The organism is Tessaracoccus rhinocerotis (assembly GCF_007197885.1).
In the GTDB taxonomy this organism is placed as follows: Bacteria; Actinomycetota; Actinomycetes; order Propionibacteriales; family Propionibacteriaceae; genus Arachnia; species Arachnia rhinocerotis.
On the sequence record NZ_VKKG01000002.1, the window covers coordinates 355,533 to 378,767 of the forward strand.

The 23,235-nt window shown below is 71.1% G+C and carries 24 protein-coding genes; 15 read left to right on the plus strand and 9 right to left on the minus strand.

The genetic code is table 11. From position 1 onward, the window contains the following. Window positions 1–154: 154 nt before the first annotated feature. The 9 genes from FOJ82_RS06785 to FOJ82_RS06825 are packed head-to-tail and all read left to right on the plus strand — an operon-like array spanning window position 155 to window position 9,392. Window positions 155–1,651, plus strand: coding sequence for a S8 family peptidase (locus tag FOJ82_RS06785; RefSeq protein ID WP_143937703.1), 1,497 nt, complete (start codon window positions 155–157; stop codon window positions 1,649–1,651). Next, on the plus strand, window positions 1,648–2,220 hold the full coding sequence (locus FOJ82_RS06790; RefSeq protein WP_143937704.1) for an RNA polymerase sigma factor: 573 nt from the start codon (window positions 1,648–1,650) through the stop codon (window positions 2,218–2,220). The genes FOJ82_RS06785 and FOJ82_RS06790 overlap by 4 nt, the downstream gene beginning before the upstream one ends. Further along, window positions 2,217–2,690, plus strand: coding sequence for a hypothetical protein (locus FOJ82_RS06795; protein WP_143937705.1), 474 nt, complete (start codon window positions 2,217–2,219; stop codon window positions 2,688–2,690). Before FOJ82_RS06790 ends, FOJ82_RS06795 begins: the two co-directional genes overlap by 4 nt. A 1-nt stretch (window position 2,691) precedes the next feature. Continuing rightward, complete coding sequence (locus FOJ82_RS06800; RefSeq protein ID WP_143937706.1) at window positions 2,692–5,184, plus strand: CHAT domain-containing protein; 2,493 nt, start codon at window positions 2,692–2,694, stop codon at window positions 5,182–5,184. Between the two features lie 59 nt (window positions 5,185–5,243). Next, window positions 5,244–6,191 (plus strand): metal ABC transporter substrate-binding protein, encoded by a 948-nt coding sequence (locus tag FOJ82_RS06805; protein WP_221933055.1) that lies wholly within the window; start codon window positions 5,244–5,246, stop codon window positions 6,189–6,191. Further along, the gene (locus FOJ82_RS06810) at window positions 6,188–6,937 is read left to right on the plus strand and encodes a metal ABC transporter ATP-binding protein (protein ID WP_143937708.1); all 750 of its coding nucleotides are present in this window, start codon (window positions 6,188–6,190) and stop codon (window positions 6,935–6,937) included. The genes FOJ82_RS06805 and FOJ82_RS06810 overlap by 4 nt, the downstream gene beginning before the upstream one ends. After that, window positions 6,934–7,842, plus strand: a complete 909-nt coding sequence (locus FOJ82_RS06815; RefSeq protein WP_143937709.1) for a metal ABC transporter permease — start codon at window positions 6,934–6,936, stop codon at window positions 7,840–7,842. Before FOJ82_RS06810 ends, FOJ82_RS06815 begins: the two co-directional genes overlap by 4 nt. Then, entirely contained in the window at window positions 7,839–8,711 is an 873-nt protein-coding gene (locus FOJ82_RS06820; protein ID WP_143937710.1) for a metal ABC transporter permease, read from the plus strand. Before FOJ82_RS06815 ends, FOJ82_RS06820 begins: the two co-directional genes overlap by 4 nt. A 9-nt stretch (window positions 8,712–8,720) precedes the next feature. After that, on the plus strand, window positions 8,721–9,392 hold the full coding sequence (locus tag FOJ82_RS06825; RefSeq protein ID WP_143937711.1) for a metal-dependent transcriptional regulator: 672 nt from the start codon (window positions 8,721–8,723) through the stop codon (window positions 9,390–9,392). A 36-nt stretch (window positions 9,393–9,428) separates the two neighbouring features. Here the strand turns inward: FOJ82_RS06825 and FOJ82_RS06830 are convergent, their stop codons facing one another. The 4 genes from FOJ82_RS06830 to lipB are packed head-to-tail and all read right to left on the minus strand — an operon-like array spanning window position 9,429 to window position 13,599. Next, the gene (locus tag FOJ82_RS06830; protein WP_143937712.1) at window positions 9,429–11,192 is read right to left on the minus strand and encodes an ABC-F family ATP-binding cassette domain-containing protein; all 1,764 of its coding nucleotides are present in this window, start codon (window positions 11,190–11,192) and stop codon (window positions 9,429–9,431) included. A 7-nt stretch (window positions 11,193–11,199) separates the two neighbouring features. Further along, window positions 11,200–11,967, minus strand: coding sequence for a DUF4191 domain-containing protein (locus FOJ82_RS06835; RefSeq protein WP_143937992.1), 768 nt, complete (start codon window positions 11,965–11,967; stop codon window positions 11,200–11,202). Beyond that, a complete protein-coding gene (gene lipA / locus FOJ82_RS06840) occupies window positions 11,964–12,908 on the minus strand; it encodes a lipoyl synthase (protein WP_143937713.1) in 945 nt (314 codons plus the stop codon). Before lipA ends, FOJ82_RS06835 begins: the two co-directional genes overlap by 4 nt. A gap of 10 nt (window positions 12,909–12,918) precedes the next feature. Continuing rightward, a complete protein-coding gene (gene lipB, locus FOJ82_RS06845; protein ID WP_246099787.1) occupies window positions 12,919–13,599 on the minus strand; it encodes a lipoyl(octanoyl) transferase LipB in 681 nt (226 codons plus the stop codon). A gap of 72 nt (window positions 13,600–13,671) precedes the next feature. On the opposite strand from lipB, the gene rarD reads away from it, so the two are divergent. Continuing rightward, window positions 13,672–14,559 carry an EamA family transporter RarD gene (gene rarD, locus FOJ82_RS06850; RefSeq protein WP_143937715.1) on the plus strand — a complete coding sequence of 296 codons (888 nt, stop codon included), beginning with the start codon at window positions 13,672–13,674 and terminating at the stop codon, window positions 14,557–14,559. A 33-nt stretch (window positions 14,560–14,592) separates the two neighbouring features. On the opposite strand, the gene sucB is transcribed toward rarD, so the two are convergent. Continuing rightward, window positions 14,593–16,392: a 2-oxoglutarate dehydrogenase, E2 component, dihydrolipoamide succinyltransferase gene (gene sucB, locus FOJ82_RS06855; protein ID WP_143937716.1), complete on the minus strand. Its 1,800-nt coding sequence runs from the start codon at window positions 16,390–16,392 to the stop codon at window positions 14,593–14,595. 58 nt (window positions 16,393–16,450) lie between these two features. Beyond that, window positions 16,451–17,848: a dihydrolipoyl dehydrogenase gene (locus tag FOJ82_RS06860; protein WP_143937717.1), complete on the minus strand. Its 1,398-nt coding sequence runs from the start codon at window positions 17,846–17,848 to the stop codon at window positions 16,451–16,453. Between the two features lie 90 nt (window positions 17,849–17,938). Here FOJ82_RS06860 and FOJ82_RS06865 point away from each other — a divergent pair, with 90 nt between their 5' ends. Next, window positions 17,939–18,835, plus strand: a complete 897-nt coding sequence (locus FOJ82_RS06865) for a hypothetical protein (protein WP_143937718.1) — start codon at window positions 17,939–17,941, stop codon at window positions 18,833–18,835. A gap of 21 nt (window positions 18,836–18,856) precedes the next feature. Next, complete coding sequence (locus tag FOJ82_RS06870) at window positions 18,857–19,195, plus strand: hypothetical protein (protein WP_143937719.1); 339 nt, start codon at window positions 18,857–18,859, stop codon at window positions 19,193–19,195. Here the strand turns inward: FOJ82_RS06870 and FOJ82_RS06875 are convergent. Continuing rightward, window positions 19,189–20,688, minus strand: a complete 1,500-nt coding sequence (locus FOJ82_RS06875; protein ID WP_143937720.1) for a leucyl aminopeptidase — start codon at window positions 20,686–20,688, stop codon at window positions 19,189–19,191. The genes FOJ82_RS06870 and FOJ82_RS06875 overlap by 7 nt on opposite strands. A gap of 56 nt (window positions 20,689–20,744) precedes the next feature. Between FOJ82_RS06875 and FOJ82_RS06880 the strand changes: the two genes are divergently transcribed. Continuing rightward, window positions 20,745–21,080, plus strand: coding sequence for a hypothetical protein (locus FOJ82_RS06880; protein WP_143937721.1), 336 nt, complete (start codon window positions 20,745–20,747; stop codon window positions 21,078–21,080). On the opposite strand, the gene FOJ82_RS06885 is transcribed toward FOJ82_RS06880, so the two are convergent. Together FOJ82_RS06885 and FOJ82_RS06890 are read right to left on the minus strand one after the other, a co-directional pair. Beyond that, on the minus strand, window positions 21,053–21,259 hold the full coding sequence (locus FOJ82_RS06885; RefSeq protein ID WP_143937722.1) for a hypothetical protein: 207 nt from the start codon (window positions 21,257–21,259) through the stop codon (window positions 21,053–21,055). The two genes, FOJ82_RS06880 and FOJ82_RS06885, sit on opposite strands and share 28 nt — an antisense overlap. Further along, a complete protein-coding gene (locus FOJ82_RS06890) occupies window positions 21,256–21,912 on the minus strand; it encodes a DUF3043 domain-containing protein (RefSeq protein WP_143937723.1) in 657 nt (218 codons plus the stop codon). Before FOJ82_RS06890 ends, FOJ82_RS06885 begins: the two co-directional genes overlap by 4 nt. A gap of 131 nt (window positions 21,913–22,043) precedes the next feature. Between FOJ82_RS06890 and FOJ82_RS06895 the strand changes: the two genes are divergently transcribed. Both FOJ82_RS06895 and pspAA read left to right on the plus strand, forming a co-directional pair. Further along, entirely contained in the window at window positions 22,044–22,859 is an 816-nt protein-coding gene (locus FOJ82_RS06895; protein ID WP_143937724.1) for a PspA/IM30 family protein, read from the plus strand. Beyond that, complete coding sequence (pspAA, locus tag FOJ82_RS06900; RefSeq protein WP_185975662.1) at window positions 22,856–23,224, plus strand: PspA-associated protein PspAA; 369 nt, start codon at window positions 22,856–22,858, stop codon at window positions 23,222–23,224. Before FOJ82_RS06895 ends, pspAA begins: the two co-directional genes overlap by 4 nt. Window positions 23,225–23,235 lie beyond the last annotated feature (11 nt).

A 23,235-nucleotide genomic window follows, 5' to 3' on the forward strand; every position in this document is an offset into this window, starting at 1 on the left:
TACGCCGCTGCCATCGGCTCCGCAAGGGTTCGGCGTAACCGGCTCCGTGCGGCGGGGTTGGCCACTAGGCTGCCGCAGAGGGGTCCGGGGATGTATCACAGCTTGCGCGGGGCCCTCTTGGGAGGTGTCAGGAACCAACAGTGGAGGGACCCGAATGTCACCGCAGGAAGCCGTACTGAATCCGTACCCGCAGTTCGACCCCTACGTCGCGGCGGCCTGGGGGATCAGGGTGGCCACGTCCGAGGCCGGTCGCGCGACCGCCTACGTGGCCGACTCGCTGCTGGTCACCTCGGAGCGGGGAGCCATGGCGGGTCTGGTCGACAAGGTGGCGCGGGTGGCGAAGGAACTCGGTCTGGGGCTGGAATCCACAGACCTGGGTGTTCCCGCCGAGACGGACCTCCCCGGCGAGGGAATCGTCGCCGAGACCAACAAGATCACCCTCCACGGCGTGGCCGGACCCGTCGATGCGCTGACGGTGCTGGAGCGCGTGGGGGAGGGGCAGGGCGTGGCCCTGGACCACATGCTGGTCGCGACGCCCTACTACGCGGGGATGCCGTACTACGCCGGAATGCCGTACTACGCGGGGATGCCCTACTACGCGGGGATGCCGTACTACTCCGGCGTCGGGGCCGCCGCCAGCAGCTACGGTGCGCCGGGGATGGGAGGACGTGCGCCGGTGTCAGTGGTGCTGCCCGACCCGGCCTGCCGCCGCCGCGAACTGAAGCGGCCACCCGTGGTGGTGATCCCGGACACGGGCCTCGAGGACCATCCGTGGTTCCGTGACCCGGCCCTGGCCACCTCGGAGGTCTACGTCGACGGGCAGCTGCTCGGCCGCTTCGGGACCGTTCCCGGCTCGGCCACACCGGAGCCGCCCCGCAACCCACTCGACGGCAGCGTGCTGCCCTACGCCGGCCACGGAACCTTCGCGGCCGGCCTGGTCCGACAGCTCTGCCCGGAGGCCCGGATCCTCGGCATCCCCGTCATGGCCGACGACGGGGTGGTCGCGGAGTCCTGCCTCCTCGCCACGCTCAACTCGCTGCGCTCGCGCCAATTGGACGCCATCGCCCAGGGCCGCCACGAGGACCTGTTCGACGTGCTCTCGCTCTCTCTCGGGTACTACCACGAACGGCCCGAGGACGCGCTGTCCGACGGCCCGCTCATGCTGGTGCTGCAGCAGCTCGGACGCCTCGGGGTCCTCGTGGTGTGTGCGGTGGGCAACGACTCGACGACCGCGCCGAACTTCCCGGCCGCCTTCGCCGTGGAGCCGCACGCCCCCGACGCACTGCCGATGGCCGGGGTCGGGGCCACCAACCCGGACGGCACCGTTGCCTACTTCAGCAACGCCGGGCCCTGGGTCGGCTGCCACCGCCCGGGGGCAGCCGTGGTCAGCACCATGCCGGTGGCGCTCGGCGGCGACCGCCAGTCCATGGCCGCGATGCAGCTTCCGGCCCAGCAGCGCGGGACCATCGACACCGACGACTTCTCCGGCGGCTTCGCCACCTGGAGCGGCACCTCGTTCTCGGCGCCCGTGCTCGCCGGTGAGCTGGCCGCCCGGCTGGCCGCCGACGGCCGCCCCGGGGTGGAGCTCGAGGAGGCCGTCGAACTCGGTTGGTCGGCCCTTGCCGACGAACTCGGATGGAAGCGGCCATGACCGCCGCCACCAGCCTCGCGGAGCGCGCCTCCACCCTCTTCGAGGGCTACCGGGACGGCGAGCCGGGGCGCCTCGACGGGCTCGTGGAACTGCTCACCCCGACGCTGTGGCACGTCGCGCGCGCCTGTGGCCTGGACCGCTCCGACGCCGAGGACGTCGTCCAGACGGCGTGGCTGCGGCTCGTGGAAAAGCAGGCCACCGTGGAGAACCCCAAGGTGGTCCTCGCGTGGCTCGGCACCACCGTGCGGAGGGAGGCCTGGCGGGTCCGCAAGGAGCGCCGCCGCTCGATGACGTGGGAGGAACCCCCGGAACAGGCCGACGCCGGCCCCGACCCGGCCGACGCCGCGGTGCTGGGCGAGACCCAGCGTGTCCTGTGGGGGCACTTCAGGAAACTGACGCCCCGTTGCCAGGCACTCCTGCGTGTGGTGAGCCGGGGCGGGCGGCCGGACTACGCGGTCCTGGCCGAGACCCTCGGGATGCCGGTCGGCTCGATCGGACCCACCCGCGGCCGCTGCCTGGCCGCCCTGCGCAAGGCGCTCACCTCCGACCCGACCTGGAGCCAGACATGACCGAAGCCTTCCAGCAGCCCATGGACGAGCTCGACGAGGAGATCCTCGAGCAGGTCCTTGACCTCTTCGACGCCCTCGACCCACCGCCGGCGGACCTCACGGAGGAGGTCGTGGTCGCCATCTCGCTCGCAGCCCTGGACGCAGAGATCGCCACCCTGCAGGACGAGTCCGCCCTGTTGTTGCGCACCACCGGAGCGTCCCCGACCGATGCCGTCACGTTCACCAGTTCGGCGGTGCAGCTGATGGTCTCCACCTCCGAGGACGAGGGCGACAACCTCCGGATCGACGGCTGGGTCACCGGGGGCGGCGTCGAGGTGGAGCTGATGCGCGGCACCGAGTCCACCCCGGCGGTGGCCGACGCCCACGGCCGGCTCGTGTGGCGGAGAGTGCCCCGCGGCCAGGTCCGGTTCCTGATCCACCCCCCCGCGTCCGGAGCGCGGCCCGTGCTGACGCCGGTGATCGAGCTCTGAGGTGACTGGGACGGACCCCGTCGAACAGGCCGGGGAGGCCTACCAGGAGGCGCGGGCAGCGATCGCGCAGTACCGCCTCCAGGACGCGCGCGCCCACATCGCCCGGGCGCTGGAGCACCTGGGTGGGGCCGAGGCGTCGGAGGAGCGGTTCGAACTGGGGATCCGCATCCGTGTGACCCGGTCCTGGCTCACCTCCGACTCCGACGGGCTGGCCGCGGCCCTGGCGGAGGTGGAGGCCGTGCGTGAGGAGGCGGCCGCCGCGGGGCGGGACGACCTGCGGGCCGTCACCCACGTCCAGGCCGGTGTGCTTCGTGCCCGGGCGGGATTCGTGGAGGAGGCGCTCGACGAGTTGCGGCCGGCGGTGGAGCTGTCGGCACGCCTCCCGGTCGAGGACCGCGTCAGGCTCCTGCTGAACAAGGGCACCATGGCCTCCGAAGTGGGGCACCTGGCCGAGGCGGCCACGGACCTGTCCGCGGCCGCCGCCCTCGCCGTCGACCTGCCGGACCACGCCTTCATGGCGATGCACAACCTCGGGTTCGTGGAGTACCTCCAGGGCGATCTCCCTGCCGCGCTCCACACCATGCGCATGGCCGACGACCTGGACGCACCCGTGGACCGCTCAGTGTCGCGCCTCGACCGGGCCCGCGTGCTGATGGAGGTGGGCCTGCTCGACGACGCGGCGGAGCTGCTGGCTCGCACGGTCGAGGACATGCGCGGTGCGGGGATGGCCGACGAGCTCACCAGCGCGCTGCTGGACCGAGCCAGGTGCGAGCTGCTGCGGGGCAACACCGCCACCGCCTCGGAGCTGGCCGAGGAGGTGGTCGCACGCGCCGACGAGCGCGGCGAGCAACTCAGGTCCCTCGCGGCCGCCGGGGTGCGCGTGGAGGCACTGCTGGCAGGTGGAGCCGACGACTCCGGGGCCGCCGAGGAGGCGGCTCGCCTCGTCACCGCTGCCCGGTCAGCCGGCATGGGGCTGCTCGCGGACCGGGCGGAGGCCGTGCGCGTCATCGCGGGGTCGAGGCTCGGGGCCGTGGCACCCGACGACGCCACCCGCGCCGCGCTGGAGCGGCTGGCGGCGTCCCCCTACTTCACCACGCGGCTGCTGGCCGGCCGCGCAGAACTGGCGTTGACCCCCGACGAGGAGCGCCGCGCGGACGTCGTCGCCGGGGCCATCGAGGACCTCGCCCGCGCCAAGTCCGGCATGGCGAGCCTCGACCTGCGCACGGCCCTCACCGTCCACGTGGAGCCGATCCTGGCGATGGACCTGGAGCGGGTCGTGGCCCGTGGCGACGCCGCCGGGGCGCTCGTGGTCACCGAACGGTGGCGGGCGGCCCTGGACACCGTCCCTTCGGTCAGGCCGTCGGCGGACCCCGACGTCGCCGCCCTGTGGTCCCGGCTCAGGAAGCGGCACGAGGAGTTGCGCGACGCCCCGGCCGAGGCCGTGGCCGGTCTGCAGACGGACGTGGCCGAGCTCGAGCGGCAGTTGCGTGAGCGGTCCTGGCGGGGTGCTGGGGAACGGCTCGAGCGGGGGACCGGCGGGCCGCGGGGGACACAGCACGCCGAGCCGAACCTGCTGAGCTACTTCTGGGCCGACGGCGGAGCGCACCTGGTGCACGTCCCACCCGGCGAGCCCGCCCGGCTCGCCCGAGTGGGCCCGGCGGACGAACTCTCCGAGCTCGTGACGCGTGCGGTCTCCGACGCGGCGGCGCTCTCCCACGCCCCGCCCGGACCGTTGGGGGCCGCAGTGCGCAGCTCACTGGAGGAGGAGTTGGCCGAACTCGACCGGATGCTCCTGCCACCCGAGCTCGGGCCGGGTCCCGTCGTGGTCGTCCCCAGCGGCAGGCTCGCCCGCCTGCCCTGGGGCATGCTGCCCCGGCTGCGGCAGCGGGGACTGACCCTGGCGCGCTCGGCCGCGCTCTGGCGCGACGGCGCGACCGCAGTGACAGGCGGCCCGCGCGTCGCCGTGGCGAGCGGCCCGGAAGTGGCGCTGGCACAGCAGGAGATCGGGCGCGTGGCCGCGAACTGGGAGCTCGCGGAACTCGTCCCCGGGGAACCGGGCGCGGTCAGGGAGGCGCTGCGCCACCACGACGTCGTCCACGTGGCCGCGCACGGCCGGCACCGGGCCGACAACCCGCTGTTCTCCTCGATCCGTCTCCACGGCGGCTCGCTGTTCGCGCACGAACTCGAGGGCCTGGACGTCCGATCGAGCCTCGTGGTGCTGTCCGCCTGTGGTGTCGGCAGGGCGAGGCTGCGTCCCGGGGACGAGGCCCTGGGCCTGACCTCGAGCCTGCTGGCTCTCGGTGTGCGGGCGGTGGTCGCGCCGCTGACCGACGTGCCCGACGCGCTGGCGTGCGAGACCATGGCCGCCCTGCACCATGGCCTGGCCCGGGGCATGCCAGGGCCGGAGGCCTTGGCCGCGGCGGCCGGTGGCGACCCCCTTGCCCGCAGCTTCACGTGGTTCGGTTCCGACTGGAGGGCACATGTTTCGCAGTGACTAACTTGAAATGTTCGAGGGGTCGAACTTAAGATCTGGGAATCAACATGGAGGTTCCCGTGCGAGCGAGTGCGACGAGGTTCCTGCCGGTGGTGCTGGCCAGTGCGGTCGCCCTCGGCGGGTGCGGCACTGCCGCGGGCGCCGGCGAGGAGTCGCTGACAGTCGTTGCCACCACCGGCTACCTCGCCGACGTCGCGGCCGAGGTCGCGCCCGGAGCCAGCGTCACCACCCTCGTCGGCCCGGGTGGCGACCCACACACCTACCAGCCCTCCACCCGGGACATCCAACAGATCCTCGACGCCGACCTGGTCCTCTGGACGGGGTTGCGACTTGAGGCCCAGATGGAGGAGGTGCTGCGCGGGCAGGACGAGCGCCAGCTCGCCGTAGCGGAGACGCTGCCGGAGCACCTGCTCCTGGGACTGGAGAGCACGGGTGCCGACGGCGTGCCGATGAGCGATCCGCACGTCTGGAACAGCCCGGAGGCCTGGGCGCTGGTGGTGGGTGAGGTCGCGGCCCGGCTCGCGGCCGTCGACCCGGGGGGCGCCGTCGGGTATCGGGAGCGGGCGGACGCCTTCGTCGTGCAGATCGCCGAGGCCGACCGGTGGGCGGGCGCGCTCATGGCAGCAGTCCCCGAGACCGACCGCATCCTGGTCACGGGCCACGACGCGTTCAACTACTACGGGCACACCTACGGCCTCGAGGTGCGCGCCACCGACTTCATCTCCACCGACGCCCAGCTCAGCGCCCGCCAGCTCAGCGAGTTGGCCGACCTCGTCGCCAGGGAGCAGGTGCCGGTCGTCTTCGCCGACAACCAGGCCAACCCCCAGGCGATCACCAGCCTCACCGAGGCGGTCGCGGCGCGGGGGTGGGACGTTGCGATCTCCGACGCCGAGCTCTACGCCGACTCGCTGGGCGTCGGCCCGGAGGTGGACAGCTGGCTGGAGGTCTTCGAGCACAACACGCGCGCTATCGCCGCCGCCCTCGGAGTTCCGGAGGAGGAACGATGACCGAAACACCCGCCTGCTCGGTGCGCGGGCTCAGCGCCGCGTACGGGACCACGCCCGTCCTGCGCGACGTGGACCTCGAGGTGCCGCGCGGCGTGGTGCTGGGGGTGGTCGGTCCCAACGGTGCTGGCAAGTCCACGCTCCTGAAGGCGATGCTCGGCCTGGTGCCCCCGCTGGCCGGGCAGGTCGAGTTCTTCGGGCGCCCGCTGTCGCGGGTCCGGGCCCGGGTGGGGTTCATGCCGCAGGCCACCACCGTCGACTGGGACTTCCCGACCACCGTGCGCGACGTGGTCACGATGGGCACCTACGGCTTCCTCGGATGGCTGCGTCGCCCGGGGCGGGTGGAGCGGGAACGCACGGGCCGGGCGCTGGAGCAGTGCGGCATCGCCGACCTCGCGCGCCGGCAGATCGGGGAGCTCTCCGGAGGCCAGCGCCAGCGGGTCTTCCTGGCCCGCACCCTGGTCTCGGAGCCGGACCTGTACCTCATGGACGAGCCCTTCGCGGGCGTCGACGCCCGCAGCCAGCAGGCGATCGTCGGTGTGCTGCACGGGTTGCGGCAAGCCGGCCGGACGGTGGTCATCGTGCACCACGACCTGGCCACCGTGCGGGACTACTGCGACCACGTCGCGCTCCTCAACGGCACCGTGGTCGCCAGCGGCCCGGTCGACGCCGCGTTCACTCCCGAGAACGTGCGCCGCGCCTACGACGTCGCGACGGCCGACGACCCCTTCCTGGACGTCATCGGATGAACCTGTTCGAGTTCCTCGGGAACCACACCTACCGGATGGTGTTCCTCGGAACCGCTGCCATCGGGCTGGCGTCCGGGGCGCTCGGCGCGTTCGCGTACCTGCGCAAGCGCTCGCTGGTCAGCGACGTGATCTCGCACGCGGCGCTGCCGGGGGCGCTGGGGGCGTTCCTGGTCGCCGTCCTGCTCGGTCTCGACGGCCGGAGGCTCGCGCTGCTGCTCTTGGGGGCCCTCCTGGTCTCGGGTCTGGCGGTGGCGGCCTCCGGCCACATCGCCCGCGCCTCGAAGGTCCGCGTCGACACGGCCATGGCGATCGTCCTGACGGTCTTCTTCGGCGCGGGAATGCTGTTGATGAGGGTGATCTCCGACGGTCCCTACCCGGGCAAGGGTGGAATCCAGGACTACCTGTTCGGCAACGCGACGGTGATCACCCGTGCCGACCTCGCCACCATCGTCGCGGTGGCCGCCCTCGCCATCGGTGTGATGGTGGTGTTCTGGAAGGAGTTCTCGCTGCGGACCTTCGACCCGGCGCACTCGGCGTTCCTCGGCTTCGGGCGAAGAGTGGACGGCCTGATGTCGGTCGCCCTCGTGCTGGCCGTCGTGATCGGGGTGAAGGCAGTGGGGCTGGTGCTGATGGTGGCGCTCGTCGTCACCCCGGCCGCCGCCGCGCGGCAGTGGACGCGCCGACTGCCCACGATGGTGGCCCTGTCCGCGCTGATCGGGGCGATGGGCGGCGGTCTGGGCACCTACGTCTCGGTGAACCTCGGCGCCGTCCCCCCGGGACCGGTGGTGGTGCTGGTGCTGTTCACGGTCTTCGTGGTCTCGCTGCTGCTGGCCCCCGGCCGCAGCGTGGGCCACCGGCTCGTGCAGCGCGCACGGGTCCGCAGGGCCCTGCGGGAGACAGCATGAGCTTCCTCGTGGGCGTCGTCCTGCTCGCAGTCGTCACGGCCGTCGCGTGCGCGCTGCCGGGGACCTTCATGGTCCTGCGCCGCAGCTCGATGCTGGTCGACGGCATCAGCCATGCCGTGCTGCCGGGAATCGTGCTGGGCTACTTCCTCACGCGCAATCCGGACTCGCCGTGGCTCCTACTGGGCGCGGCGCTGTCCGGGCTCCTGGTGGTGCTGGGCAGCGAGTACCTGACCCGGACCGGCCTGATCGCCGGTGACGCGCCACAGGGCCTGGTGTTCCCCGCCCTGTTCAGCGTCGGCGTGATCCTGGTCTCGCTCGAGTTCTCCGACGTCCACCTGGACACCCACACCGTGCTGGTGGGTGACCTCAACCTCGCGGGATTCCGGCAGCTGACAGTCGGCGGCCTCGACGTCGGACCCGCCGCGCTCTACGTCATGGCCGGCGTCGCCGTGCTGAACGGCGCGTTCGTCTGGCTGTTCTATCCCCGCCTCAAGCTGGCGACCTTCGATCCCGCGTTCGCCCGCAGCCTGGGGATCCCGACGGGCCTGCTCAACACCGCCCTGATGCTGCTGGTGGCGGTGACGGTGACCGCCGCGTTCAACGTGGCGGGGGCGATTCTCGTGATCGCGCTGATGGTGGTTCCCGCAGCCTCGGCGTTCCTGCTGACCAAGCGCCTGTCGCGGATGATCGCCGTCACGCTGGTGATCGCCGTCGGGGGTTCGTTCGCGGGCTTCTGGTTGGCGTACTTCCTCGACGCCCCCACCAGCGCCGGGATGGCGGTGTTCCAGGGGATCGTGTTCGCCGCGGTGTTCGTGGCCACTCAATCACGGCGAACGGTGCCGGTCGGCGGCGCCGCGGCGGCCCGGTAGGCTCCGAGCATGTCGGTCTCCGAGCTCTCGGCCAGCGCGCAGAACCACCTGAAGGTGATCTGGGGCTTGCAGGAGTGGTCCGACGACCCGGTCCTGCCGTCCACGATCGCCGAGAAGTCGGGGCTGCGGCCCTCGTCGGTCTCCGGCGCGATCTCGAAGCTCGTGGAGCGCGGCCTCGTGGAGCACGAGCCCTACGGCGCGGTCCACCTCACCGATGCGGGCCGCCGCCTGGCGCTGGACATGGTGCGCCGGCACCGGCTGATAGAGACGTTCCTGGTCCGGGCCCTCGGGTACGGCTGGGACGAGGTCCACGACGAGGCGGAGGAGCTCGAGCACGCCGTCTCCGACCTGATGGTCGAGCGCCTGGACGCGTTCCTCGGCCACCCGCGGCGCGATCCGCATGGTGACCCGATCCCGGCCGTCGACGGCTCGGTCCAGCAGCCGCGGGCGGAGCGCCTCTCGACGGTTGCCCCGGGCCGCTACGTCGTCGAACGGATCTCCGATGATGATCCGGACCTGCTGCGGTTCTTCGCGGACAACGGCATCGAACTCGACGTGGAGCTGGTGGTGGGGGAGGGGCCGGCCTACTCGGGGGCCATCACGGTCGGTGTGGGCGGCGGGGCACCGTTGCCGCTGGGTCGCGCCGCGGCCGAGGCCGTGCGCGTTTCCTCCCTGGACTGACCCGCACCAGGCATTCGCCGGTGGCCCGGTCGGCGCTCAGTCCTCGGCGGCCTCGAGCCACGCTTCCTCGAGCTCGTCCTTGCGGGTCTCGGCGGCCCTGAGGTCGGCGTCGAGCGCGCCGAGCGACTCGTAGTCGCTGGCGGCCGCGGCCATGGCGACGTGGATCCGCTCGATCTCCGCCTCCACCTTCCCCAGCTGTGACTCGAGCCGGGAGAGTTCCTTCTTGCGTTGCCTGTCCTCCGCGGAGCTCGAGCGCTTCCTCGGACCGGCGGCCTGTTCGGCGGCCGCCGCGTTCGCCTCGGCGACCCGACGGCGGGCGAGGTACTCGTCGACGCCGCCCGGCAGCAGCACGCAGGAGCCGTCCCCGAGCAGTGCGTAGCTGACGTCGGTGACCCGCTCCAGGAAGTACCGGTCGTGGCTCACGACGATCAGGGTGCCGGGCCAGGTGTCGAGGTAGTCCTCGATGACGTTGAGGGTGTCGATGTCCAGGTCGTTGGTGGGTTCGTCCAGGATCAGGACGTTGGGCTCCTCCAGGAGGATCCGCAGGAACTGGAGGCGACGGCGCTCACCGCCGGAGAGTTCCCCGATTCGGGTGACGAGCTTGTCGCCGGTGAACCCGAAGTCCTCGAGCAGGTTCCCGGCGCTCGCGTCGCGGCCGGTGGCGAGCTTGGTCTCCTGCTTCAGGCGGGTCACCGAACCCAGCACGGTGTCACTGTCGTCGAGTTCACCGACGGCCTGCGAGAGGTACCCCACCCGCAGGGTCTTGCCGCGCTTGATCTTGCCGCCGTCCACGTCGCGGGTTCCGACGAGCAACTCCAGCAGGGAGGTCTTGCCGGCGCCGTTGACGCCCACCAGACCGATCCGGTCACCGGGGCCGATCGACCACGTCAGGTGGTCCAGCAGGGTGCGCTCGCCCGCGCGGTAGACGACGTTCGTGAGGTCGAAGACGTCCTTGCCGAGGCGGCTGATCGCGAACTTCTCCAGACCCAGCTTGTCGCGTGCGGGCGGGACGTCACTGATGAGCTGCTCAGCCGCGTCGATGCGGAACTTCGGCTTCGACGTGCGGGCCGGGGCCCCCCGCCGGAGCCAGGCGAGTTCCTTGCGGGCGAGGTTCTTGCGGCGGGCCTCGTTCGAGGCCGCCTGGCGCTGCCGCTCCACCCGCGCCAGGACATGGGCGGCGTAGCCGCCGTCGTAGGCGTCGACGACCCCGTCGTGCACCTCCCAGATGTGGTTGCACACGGCATCGAGGAACCAGCGGTCGTGGCTGACGACGAGCATGGCCAGGCCCGCCCGCGTGCGCTCGGCGAGGTACTCCGCAAGGAACGAGACGGCCTCGACGTCGAGGTGGTTGGTGGGCTCGTCGAGCACGATCAGGTCGTGGTGGCCCATCAGCACCTCGGCGAGGCCGACGCGCCGACGCTCGCCGCCGGAGAGGGTCTCGATGGGACGGTCGAGCTCGATGCCGGCGAGCAGGGTGTGCACGAGCAGCCGACGCTGCGGCACGGCCGCCCAGACGTGGTCCGGCGCGTCGTCCAGCAGGACCTTGCGGACCGTCTCGCCGGGGACGCCGACGTGCTGCTGCCCGAGGACGCCGATGGACACGGAGTTGGAGATGGTGACGCGGCCCTCGTCGGGCTCCAACTGGCCGGTGAGGATTCGCAGGAGGGTGGACTTGCCGTCGCCGTTGCGTCCGACGACGCCGATCACCTCACCGGCGGCGATCCCGAGGGAGACCCCGTCTAGCAGGGTGCGGGTTCCGAAGCCGTGGGTGACGGATTCCAGGTTTACGAGGTTCGCCACTTGTTGATCAGCGGCCGCGCATGGCCTGGCGGGAGCCCTTGGTGCTGAGCGGGCCCTTCGGGATGGGCAGCTTCGGGCGCATCGCGTCGAGGGCGCGCAGTCGGGCCTGCACCTCGACGACCTTGGCCGGGCTGAGCTGCTTGGGGAGCTTCTTGATGTGGTCCACGAGCTTGTCCAGCGGCACCTGGCCGGCGCCCTTGCCCATCTGGACCACCTGGACCACGACGCCGTAGGAGACCTGCTCGTGCTTGCGCTTCTCGCTGGCGAGCTGGGCCTTCAGCGCCTTCGCGTCGCCCTCTCCGATCAGGATCAACCCGCCGGGGCCGATCGCGCGGTGGATGACGTCCACCGAGTTGCGGTTCCGGGTGGCGGTGATCACCGGGGTGTAGGACCACTTCTTGGGCAGCATCTGCAGCGCGACCTCGGCGGAACCGGCCTGGCCCTCGTAGCGCTTGTAGGCGGCGCCCTTGGCGCGGCGCACGAAGATCAGCATGGCCACCAGCAGGCCGGCCATCAGCCCGGTGACCAGCCACATCCACCACGGCGGAACGAACAGGCCGATGACCACGAACACCGCGGCCGTACCCAGTCCCGCACCCAGGAGGATCCAGGGCAGGGGCTTGTCGTGCTGCGCGGTGACCTTGTAGGACTCGCGGATCTGGCGCAGTTGCCCCCAGTCCGCGGGGTCGGTGGAGTTCTTCCTGCGCAGCTTCTCGGCCCTTGCCTCGGCCTTCTGCCGGGCCGCCAGTTCCTTGGCCTTCTCGCTTGCCATCAGCTCTCCCAAATACTCTTCTCGTTGCGGGCACCCATCGCGGTCCGGTACAGGCGTCCAGCTCGGTAGGACGAGCGGACCAGCGGCCCGGACAGCACTCCAGAATATCCGATCTCCGTGGCCTCCTGCTCCAGCTCCTCGAACTCCTCGGGGCGGACCCAGCGGTCGATCGGGTGCAGCGTCGCGTTCGGGCGCAGGTACTGGGTGATGGTGATCAGTTCGGTGCCTGCGTCGTGGAGGTCCTGCAGCGCCTGCGAGATCTCCTCGCGGGTCTCGCCCATGCCCAGGATCAGGTTGGACTTGGTCACGAGGCCCTCGTCGCGCGACCACTGCAGCACCTCGAGGGAGCGGTCGTAGCGGAAGCCGGGACGGATCCGCTTGAAGATCCGCGGCACGGTCTCCACGTTGTGGGCGAACACCTCGGGGCGGGCGTCGAAGAGTTGCTGGAGGAGCTCCCGTCGCCCCGAGAAGTCCGGCGCCAGCATCTCGACGCCGACGCCCGGGTTCACCGAGTGGATCTGGCGGATCGTCTCCGCGTAGAGCCAGGCGCCCTCGTCGGGGAGGTCGTCACGGCACACACCGGTCACCGTTGCGTAGCGCAGCCCCATCTTCTTCACCGAGCGGGCGACGCGCATCGGCTCGGCGGGGTCGTAGCCCTCCGGCTTGGCGGAGGTGATCTGGCAGAAGTCGCAGCGACGGGTGCACTGGTCACCTCCGATGAGGAACGTGGACTCCCGGTCCTCCCAGCACTCGTAGATGTTGGGGCAGCCGGCCTCCTGGCACACGGTGTGCAGGTCGCCCTCGTTGACGATGTTCTGCAGGTCCTTGTAGTTGGGGCCCATCTTGGCGGTGGTCCGGATCCAGGAGGGTTTGCGCTCGATCGGAGTCTCCGAGTTCTTCGCTTCGACGCGGAGGAGACGACGGCCTTCTGGTTTCACTGTCACGCCAGCCACCCTACCCTGCCGCACCCGCGCCGCGGCCGGGGGCCAGCTCGCCACTCAGGTGCCTGGTGAGCAGTGGCTCCAGGTCCGCCGCGACGCCAGCCACCGTCCACTCACCCGGGGCCTCCTCGACGACGGAGGTCACGCCCGCGTCCGCGATCCCGCAAGGGATGATGTTCGCGAAACGGGTGGTGCTGGGCTGCACGTTGAGGGCGAAGCCGTGCATCGTCGTGCGCCTTGCCACCCGGACCCCGATGGCGCAGATCTTGCGTTCGGGACGCTCGCCGTCGGCGTCGAACCAGACGCCCGTGCGCCCCTCCACCCTGCGGGGTGCCAGGCCGTAGCCCTCCAGGAGCTCGATGACGGCTGCCTCGAGGCGACGCACGTGGTCAACGACGCCGACGCCGTCGGCAAGGTGGACGATGGGGTAGCCGACGAGTTGGCCGGGCCCGTGGTAGGTGATCCGTCCGCCGCGGTCCACGTCCACCACGGGGGTGCCGTCGAAGGGACGCTCCTGCGGCTCGGTCCGGCGTCCGGCCGTGTACACGGGCATGTGCTCGTTGAGGATGACGTGCCCCGGCCGGAGGTCGGCCGCGACCTGGGCGTGTATTTCGCGCTGGTAGTCCCAGACCTCGCGGTAGTCAGTCAGCGACGGCTCTCGTCCCAGTCCCAGGTACTCGTAGGTCAACGTCACCTCGCCATCGTAGCCCCGGTCCCGGGAGCCCCGGATTGGTGTTCGGGTCCGCGCAGGGACGAGGATGCACCCATGGACAAGGGGTTGCTCTACGGCGGTGGTGCCTACCTGCTGTGGGCGCTGTTCCCGCTGTACTTCAAACTGCTGGAGGACTCGCCGGCCCTGGAGATCATCGGCTACCGGGTGGTGTGTTCGCTGCTGTTCTGCGTCCTGCTGCTTGCCGTCGGGCGGCAGTGGCGAGCGGTGCGCGCCGTGCTGTCCAACCGGCGCGCCACCTGGACGCTCGCCCTCGCCGGAGTCCTGGTGACCGCGAACTGGACGTTCTACGTCGTCGGGGTGAACTCGGGACGCACGCTGGACGCAGCACTTGGCTACTTCATCAACCCGCTGGTGGCCGCGGTGCTGGGCGTCGCCGTGCTGGGGGAGCGCCTGAGCCGGGTGCAGTGGGTGGCCTTCGCCGTGGGCACGCTCGCGTGCGCGGTCCTGATCGTGGGCTACGGCCAGGTGCCGTGGATCGCCTTCGGCGTGGCGGGCACGTTCGGTGTCTACGGACTGATCAAGAAGCAGGTCGGGGCCAAGGTGCCGGCCCTGGTCGGTCTCGGGGTGGAGACGGCCGCGGTGACGCCGGTGATGATGGCCTACCTGGTGTGGCTGGGGTTGGCCGGGGGCTCCACCGCCGACCCGGGCACGGCCTACGGCTGGTTGATGTACCTGGCGGGCCCGATCACGGCAGTCCCGCTGCTGTTGTTCGCGGCCGGCGCCAGGCGACTGCGCCTCGTCACGCTGGGGATGATCCAGTACATCGCGCCCATCGGGCAGTTCGTGCTCGGCTGGCTCGTCTTCGACGAGCCGATGCCCGCCCAGCGGTGGGTGGGGTTCGTGCTGGTGTGGACCGCGGTGGCGATGTTCGTTGCCAGCGCCGTGTCCCGGGTGGGACGCAGAGGGCGGCAGCCGGCGTGAACCGACTGCCGCCCATCGACGGTGGAGCTGGGCTCAGAGGCCGAACTCGCTGCCGAAGTCTCCCTCTTCCAGGCGGGCCTTGACGGCCGACAGGAACCGAGCCGCGTCCGCGCCGTCGATGAGGCGGTGGTCGTAGCTGAGCGAGAGGTACATCATGTCGCGGATCGCGATCGTCTGGCCGCCGAACTTGTCGATCACGACCACGGGGCGCTTCACGAGCGCACCGGTGCCGAGGATCGCGGCCTCGGGCAGGTTGATGATCGGCGTGTCGAACAGCGTTCCGGCCGAGCCGTAGTTGGTGATGGTGAAGGTGCCGCCGGACAGGTCGTCGGGGCCGACCTTCCCGTCCCGCGTGCGCTTCGCCAGGTCGCCGATCTTCTTGGCCAGGCCGGTGAGGTTCAGGTCTCCGGCGTCCTTGATCACCGGGACCATCAGTCCGCGCTCGGTGTCCACCGCGAGGCCGATGTTCTCGACGTCGTGGTAGGTGACAGTGCCCTCATCGGTGTCGATGGTGGCGTTCACGACCGGGAACTGCTTGAGGGCCTCGACCACGGCGGCCGTGATGAACGGCAGGTAGGACAGCGAGGCTCCCTCGCGCTTCTTGAAGTCGTCCTTCACCTGCGCCCTGATCCGGCTGATGGAGGTCAGGTCCACCTCGACCGTCGCGGTGAGCTGGGCCGAGCCCTGCAGCGAGGCCACCATGCGGCTGGCGATCACCTTGCGCATCCGGCTGAGCTTCTCGGTCTTGCCACGCTTGGCGGTGTCGACAGGTGCGGCTGCCTTGGCCGCCGGTGCGGCTGCGGGTGCCTTCTCCGCAGCCGGAGCGGCTGCCGGCTCGGCGGCCGACTTCTTCGCGGCCTCGGCGGCGGCGAGCACGTCCTGCTTGCGGATGCGGCCGCCGACACCGGTGCCGGTCAGTCCCGACAGGTCGACGCCGTGCTCCTTGGCGAGCTTGCGCACCAGCGGGGTCACGTAGGTGGCGTCGCCCTCGGCCTCGGCCGCCCGGCGAGCCACGGCCGCCTTCACGGCCTCGGACTGCTCGGGCTTCTCGGCGGGAGCCGGAGCCTGCTTCGGCTCCGGTGCGGGCGCTGCCTTCTCCGGCTCCGGCTCGGGTTCCGGCTCGGGCTCGGGCTCGGGTTCCGGCGCGGGCTCGGGCTCGGGTTCCGGCTCGGGAGCGGCAGGAGACTCCTGCTCGGAGGTGGCAGCTTCACCGACGACGGCGAGGACGTCGCCCACCTGGGCCACGTCGTCCTCGTTGAAGCGAACCTCCAGCAGGGTTCCGGCGACGGGGGAGGGGATCTCGGTGTCGACCTTGTCGGTCGATACCTCGAGCAGCGGCTCGTCCACCTCGACGGCGTCGCCGACCTCCTTGAGCCAGCGGGAGATGGTGCCCTCGGTCACGGACTCGCCCAGCGCGGGCAGCGTGACCTCGGTGGACTCGCCGGTGGACGCCGGCGCCTTCTCTGCTGGGGCCTCGGCCGGGGTTGCCTCCTCAGTGGGTGCTGCCTCGGCTGGTGCGTCCTCGGCGGGTGCTTCGTCAGCAGGCTCCTCAGCGGCGGCGTCGTCGGAGCCGGAGTCCGAGGACCCGGACTCGGCGGCGTCCCCGACGACGGCCAGGACGTCACCGACCTGGGCCACGTCGTCCTCGTCGAACCGGATCTCCAGCAGCACCCCGGCGACGGGGGAGGGGATCTCGGTGTCAACCTTGTCCGTCGAGACCTCGAGCAACGGTTCGTCGACCTCGACGGTGTCCCCAACCGCCTTCAGCCAGCGGGAGATGGTGCCTTCGGTCACGGACTCGCCCAGGGCCGGCAGGCTTACTTCGGTGGACATGGGTATGTGGCTCCTTCGCTGAGCTTTGTCTGGCGTTCGGTTCCTAGACTAGCCCGCCTCAGCCGTGCATGTGCAGCGCGGCCCCGGCCAGCTGGAGGTTGGCCTCGGCGAGCGCTTCACCGAGGGTCGGGTGTGGGTGGACGACGTCGCGCACGTCCTCCGGAGTGGCCCGCCAGTTGACGAGCAGGGCGCCCTCGGTGATCAGTTCCGCCACGTCGTCGCCGATGGCATGCACCCCTACGATCTCGCCCCCCTTGCGGCGGATGATGCGAACCAGGCCCGGTTCCCTCTCGCCCGGTGCGCGCAGGATGAGGGCGCGACCGTTGCCGCGCAGGTGGAAATCGGCGGTCTCGACCTCCCCGACGGAGCGCGCCTGCTCCGTGGTCATTCCCACCGAGGCCACCTGGGGGGAGGAGTACGTGATGCGGGCGATGTCGCGATCCTTGGGCAGGACGGGAACACCGGGGAACCTGCCCTCGAGCTGCGCGATCCGCTCCGCCACGAACATGCCGTGCGCGTAGCCGCGGTGCGCCAGCTGGGGCCCCTTGACCAGGTCACCGACGGCGAACACGCCGCGCTGCGAGGTGGCGAGGAACTCGTCGACGGCGACGTGGGCCCCGTCCAGGCGCAGTTCCGTCTCGGCCACCGGTGCGACGTTGGGGCGTCGCCCGACGGCCACCAGCACCAGGTCCGACGACAGCGCCTCGCCGCCGACGGTGACCTCGACGCCGTCGTCCGTGGCCCGGGCGCCCTCGACGGCCGCCCCGAGCCGGAGGTCGATGCCGCGCCGCCCCAGTTGCCGGGCGAGGATCTCGCTGAGGTCGGGCTCCTCCGTCGGTAGGAGGCGGGGGAGGGCCTCGACGAGGGTGACCTCGACACCGAGGTCGTTCCACATGGACGCGAACTCGACTCCGATGACGCCGCCGCCGATGACGACTGCACGTCGCGGCAGCCGCTGCAGCCGGAGTGCGTGCTCGCTGGTGATGATGCGTTCCCCGTCCACCGGCAGGCCGAGCGTGACCGGCTCGGCGCCGGTTGCCACCACGATGTTGCGGGCGCGCAGGATGGAGCCGTCGAGGTCGATCCCGGGCCCGAGCTCGTCCACGACAAGGCGCCCGTCGCCGGGGACCACCTCGACGTTCCGGGAACGCAGCAGTCCCTCGAGTCCCTTGTGCAGCCCTCCGACCACCTGCTCCGCGTACTCCCGGACCCGGGCCGCGTCGACGTCGCCGCCCTGCGCGCTGATTCCGAAGGAGGGGGCGGCCGCCACCGTCCGGCGGACGTCGGCGGCGTGCAGCCAGGCCTTGGTCGGGATGCAGCCACGGTGCAGGCAGGTGCCGCCCACCGGTCCGCGGTCCACCATCACCACGCCGAGTCCCAGTTGGGCGGCGCGCAGCGCGGTGGCGTATCCGGCCGAGCCGGCTCCCAGGATGGCGACGTCGTGGCGTTCAGTCATGGGCCCAGTCTGGCACGCGGTGCAGTCGTGGTGCCTCCGGTGACCTCCTGCCGTACTAGGATGCCCGGGCAGCGCCCTGCGTGGATGCGGATGGAGTTGATCGCCGTGAAGTCGTTCGTCGGAAGGCCGACTGTGCTGGCTCTCGTCACGGTCCTCGCCGCCTCGGCGTCCTTCGTGGGGGCCGTGCAGGTGGCCACCGCGGCCCCCGTGGTGGTCGAGCTCGCCGCCACGGAGATCCTGCCGGGCGGCGAGACCAGCATGACCATCAGTGGCTGTTCCGTCGGGGCCGAGCTGGTGGTCTTCGACGGCTCCGAGCAGGAGGGCCGCAGCATCGTCGTCGCCGACGAGACCCTCCCGATGACCGTGCCCGTCTTCCACGACTCCTTCCCGCTGGCTGCCGGAGGCCGGGGCGTCACGGTGCAGGTGGGTGCGGACTGCCTGCCGGCGGCGGGGTCGCAGGAGGCTCCGACGCAGTCCCGCCAGAACGTCTACGTCTACGGCAGCTGGCTCACCGCCGAGCCCGAGGAGTTCACCGTCGGCTCCCCGGTGACCTTCACGGCCGGGGACTTCCCCGCAAGCAGCCTGGTCTCGGTCGAGCTCTATGCCGCGGGGGGAGCCGAGCTCCTGTTCACCTCCCCGCTCGGGACCGCCCGCGAGGACCGCAGCGTCAGCGGGGTGGTCACCTTCCCCGCGGAACTGGAGTGCGGCACCTACGCGCTGGACGTGGTCTCGGGCGACTTGTTCGTCGCGGCCGAGCTCTACATCTGCGAGGAACCCGAGCCGACCCCGACCCCGACCCCGACGCCCAGCCCGAGCCCCACGCCGACGCCGTCGGCCACGTCAGCGGCGACCTCGACCCCGGCAGCGGCTCCGGAGCCCAGCACCAGCCCGACCCGCACCGCCACGGCCACGCCGTCGGCCACCTCTGCGGCGACGCCGGCCGGTCAGCGACGTGCAATGCCGGGCCTTCCGCGCACCGGCAACTGACCAGACGGGCATACTGGCTGCGTGGGATGGTTCAGACGACGCAAACAGCAGGCACAGGCCGATCGGGAGTCCCGCGAGGTCCCCGACGGCCTGCGTGAGCACCTGTCCCAGTTCGTGAGGAGCCGCCGCGGCGTCGAGGCGTGGCTCGAGCAGCCCACCAGTTTCAACAAGCCGTCCATCCTGCTGGTGGCCGCCGACGGCGAGTCCACCCGACGGGCCATCCCGTCGGTGGACTACGGCTACGAGTTCGCCGCGGACCACGACCTCCCGGCCTACGACGCGGGAGTCGTGCCGTACCCGCAGCGCATGCGCGACTACGGCGCGGACAAGCGCCGCGCCGCACGTCGCATCGTCTACTGAGCCGCCAGCTGGGTGGCCAGCGCCACCAGCGTGCGCACCGCGACACCCGTGCCACCCTTGGGTGTGTATCCGTGGGGGGCGTCCTCGTTGTTCGCCGGCCCCGCGATGTCGAGGTGGGCCCAGGTCACGCCGTCGGGCACGAACCGCTGCAGGAAGGCCGCGGCGTGCAGCGCACCGCCCCAGCGGTTCTTTCCCCCGGAACGGAAGTCGGCGATGTCCGACTTCAACTGCTCTCGCACGTCGTCGGTGATGGGCAGCTGCCAGAACTCCTCGCCGGCCGCCTCGGCCGCGTCCAGGACCCGGTCAGCGGTTTCGTCGTCGGAGGCCATCAACCCAGCGATCCGCATGCCCAGCGCCACCATGCACGCGCCGGTGAGGGTTGCGACGTCGACGATCATGTCGGGCTGGTCGAGTGCGGCCCGGCCGATGGCGTCGGCCATCACCAGCCGGCCCTCGGCGTCGGTGTTGTAGTTCTCCACGGTCTGGCCGTCGAACATCGTCAGGACGTCGCCGGAGCGGTAGGCGGACCCCGACGGCATGTTCTCCGCCATCGCCGCGTAGCCAGTGACCTTGATCCTCAGCCCCAGCGCCGCGATCGCCTTGACCGCCGAGATGACGGCGGCCGCACCCGACATGTCGAACTTCATGCCGGCCATGCCGCCTGCGGGCTTGATGTCGAGGCCGCCGGAGTCGAAGGTGATGCCCTTGCCCACCAGCGCCAGGTGGAACTTCGCGCCACGGGGGGAGTACTGCATCCGCACCAGCCTCGGCTTGCGGCTCGAGCCGCCACCCACCGCGAGGATGCCACCGTAGCCGCCCTTCTCCAGGGCCTTCTCGTCCAGCACCTCGACGGTGACGCGCTCGTCCCTGAACGCCGTGCGGGCCTGCTCCGCGAAGGTCTCGGGGTACAGGACGTTCGGGGGGAGGTTCACCCAGTCGCGGGCGCGGTAGACCGCCTCCGAGACCACGGTGGCCGTGGAGATGGCCTGCTTGAGAGGGCCGGAGGAGGCGGCAACGAGGGTGATCGCCTCGACGGCTGCCTGCTGTTCGGACCTGCTGACCCGGGGCGCGGAGTAGGCGCCGAGCGCCGAGCCCTCAGCCGCAGCCTGGACCAGTTCCGGGTCCGCCAGCTCGAGGGAGACCGCCACGGAGAGCTGCTTGGCGCCGCTCAGGCCGGCGACGGTTCGGAGAGCGCAACCGGTGGCGCGGCGCAGCCGGTCCGGGGTGACGTCCACGTCACCCAGGCCCACCACGACGACCCGCCTCGGGCACGGGGGAAGCACGACGGTGCTGCCGAGCTTGGTGGTGGCGCCCAGCGAGAGGGCGAGGTCGAGCAGCTTCTCCGACAGCGCCTTGCGGGCGGCCCGCTCCAACTCGGGCGTGGCGCCGACGAGTGTGGGCCTGCCGGAGGTCTCGGCGAGGCCGAGCACGACGACGTCGGCCGATGCCTCGATGGTGGCGGACAGTTTCAGGTCAGGCAGAGTTCGAGTCACGTCGGCCAGCCTACTCACTGGCCCGGCGCAGGGTGGGGCGGGTAGCCTTGCTCGACGTGATGAGACGTCTTGGCCTGTGGGCCTTCGTGGTGGCAGGCCTGGCGCTGGTGGCGTGGGGAGTGGCCACCGTGGTCGCCCCGTCGGCGAGTTGCCGCGGCGTCGAGATGCATCCCGGTGACACCTGCTCCTACTACGCCCGGGACGACACCAGCACCGAGCGCCTCCAGACCTACGACCAGCGCATCGCTGCCGCGCGCGAGCAGGGCCCGACCGTCATCGTCGTGGGTGCTCTCGCCGCGGCGTTCGGAGTGTTCGTGGCGCTGCGCCCCGCTGCCGGGGCCGCGCGTGAGGTGCCGGCGGAGGCTCAGTCGTCCAGCGACATCGGCCCGTAGACGAGCCGGTCCTCCTCGAACAGGCTGACGTCGGCGACGCCGTGGCCCTGCAGGTCGGTGTGGAACAGGCCGAGCCACTCCTCGGCCCGGGCCTGGTCCTCGAACTTCGGCAGCAGCCCGCCGGCCGCGAGATCCGCGACGTCGTAGTCGCCCGAGATCGGCTCCCAGCGGTAGCTCATTCGAATCCGCCGCGGGGGATGGTCGGGGTGGGGCGGCGGAATCGGCGAATCATCAGCGCCCGGTTGAACATGTACATCAGCAGGCCGCGCTTCGGCGTGCCCGGGAGTCGCTCGTCCAGGATCTTCTTGAAGCTGCGCCACATGAAGAAGGTGTTGATCACCGCGGCACCCATCAGGACCCACAGGCCGAGGGCGATGGAGGAGCTCAGGGCAAGGTTGCTGGTGGTGAACATGACGGCAGCCATGATCACGATCATCGCGGGCAGCATGAACTCGTTGATGGTCCAGCGGGAGTCGACGAAGTTGCGCAGCAGGACCCGCTCAGGGGAGCGCTCCTGCCGGTCGAACGCCTCGGCCTGCGACTCGGCCCTGGCGGCCCTGTCCTTCTTGCGTTGCTCCTTGGGGGTCAGAGTGGGGTGAAGCCGCTCCATCCGCTCGGCCTCGGCCTGCTTGCGCGTGCGGGTGGGGGCTGCCTTCTTCTGCGGCTGCCGGGGGACGACGATCTTCTCGGGGCCGGCACCGGCACCCGCGGCGGGGGCATCGGCCCGCTCCGGCTCCTGCACCGGCTCTGTCCTCGGGGTCAGCGAGACCCGGTCCAGCCGCTTCGTGCTGGAAGTCTTGTCGGTGCGCTCATAAGGGCGGAACAGTCCCACGATGAATTTTCCTCCGGTCCGTGAAAGGCACAGTCTAGTTGACCGAACCCGGGTCGAATCAGGGTTGCACCCCTCGCGGGTGCGCTGTGCAGCGGGTAGCGTTGTCCGCACACCGCTCTGGAAGGAAAACTGTGGCAGGCATCTTTGAACGAATCGCCTTGATGTTCAAGACCAAGACGAACAAGGTACTTGACAAGTACGAGGACCCGAGGGAAACCCTGGACTACTCCTACCAGCGCCAGCTCGACCTGCTGCAGAACGTGCGCCGCGGCGTCGCGGACGTGGCCACCAGCCGAAAGCGCGTCGAGCTGCAGGCGCAGAAGATGAACCAGGAAGTCGAAAAGCTCACAGTGCAGGCCCAGCGTGCGCTTGAGGCCAACCGTGAGGACCTCGCCCGTGAGGCACTGACCCGCAAGAGCGGCCTCCAGACCCAGCTCGCGGACCTGCAGACGCAGCACTCCGCGCTCCAGGGCGAGGAGGAGAAGCTCGTCCGGGCCAGTTCCCGCCTCCAGGCGAAGGTCGATGCGTTCCGCACCCGCAAGGAGACGATCAAGGCCACCTACTCCGCCGCGGAGGCGCAGACGCGGATCAACGAGGCCTTCACCGGCATCTCGGAGGAGATGGGCGACGTCGGGCTCGCCATCCAGCGGGCCGAGGACAAGACCCTGCAGCTGCAGGCGCGTGCCTCGGCCGTTGACGAGTTGCTGGCCTCCGGCGCCCTCGAGGACCCCACCGGCAGCACGCGTGACGACATCACCCGCGAACTGGACGCGCTCGCCTCGGACGCCACCGTCGAGAACGAGCTCGCGGCCATGAAGGCCCAGCTCACCGGCGGCCCCGACCCCCGCGCCCAGATCGACGCACCGTCGGCGCAGGCGACGCCGGGACGGGCCCCCCAGGGCCAGCAGGGCCACCCGCAGGCGGGACCGGCGGAGGGCCAGGCATGATCGTCAGGATTCTGGGCCGCGGGCAGTGGGTGATGGAACCGGAGCAGTTGATCGCCCTCAACGAGATCGACGCCGCGGTGGAAAAGGCCGTGGCAGACGGTGATGCCGTGGCGCTCAAGGCGGCGCTCGAGGAACTGGTCGAAGGCGTGCACGCCCACGGCGTCGAGGTGCCGGATGAGGTGCTCGCCGAGTCGGACCTGGTCCTGCCAGACGTGGATTCCACCGTCGAGGAGGTCCGCGCCCTGCTGGACAGCCAGTCGGAGTACTACGGGCTGATTCCCGACGCGGAGAACTTCGAGGGCGAGGCGGACGTCGTGCGTGCCGAGGGCGTCGAGCCCGGCACCGCCGAAGAGCCCAGCCCTTGAGAGTCCTCGTA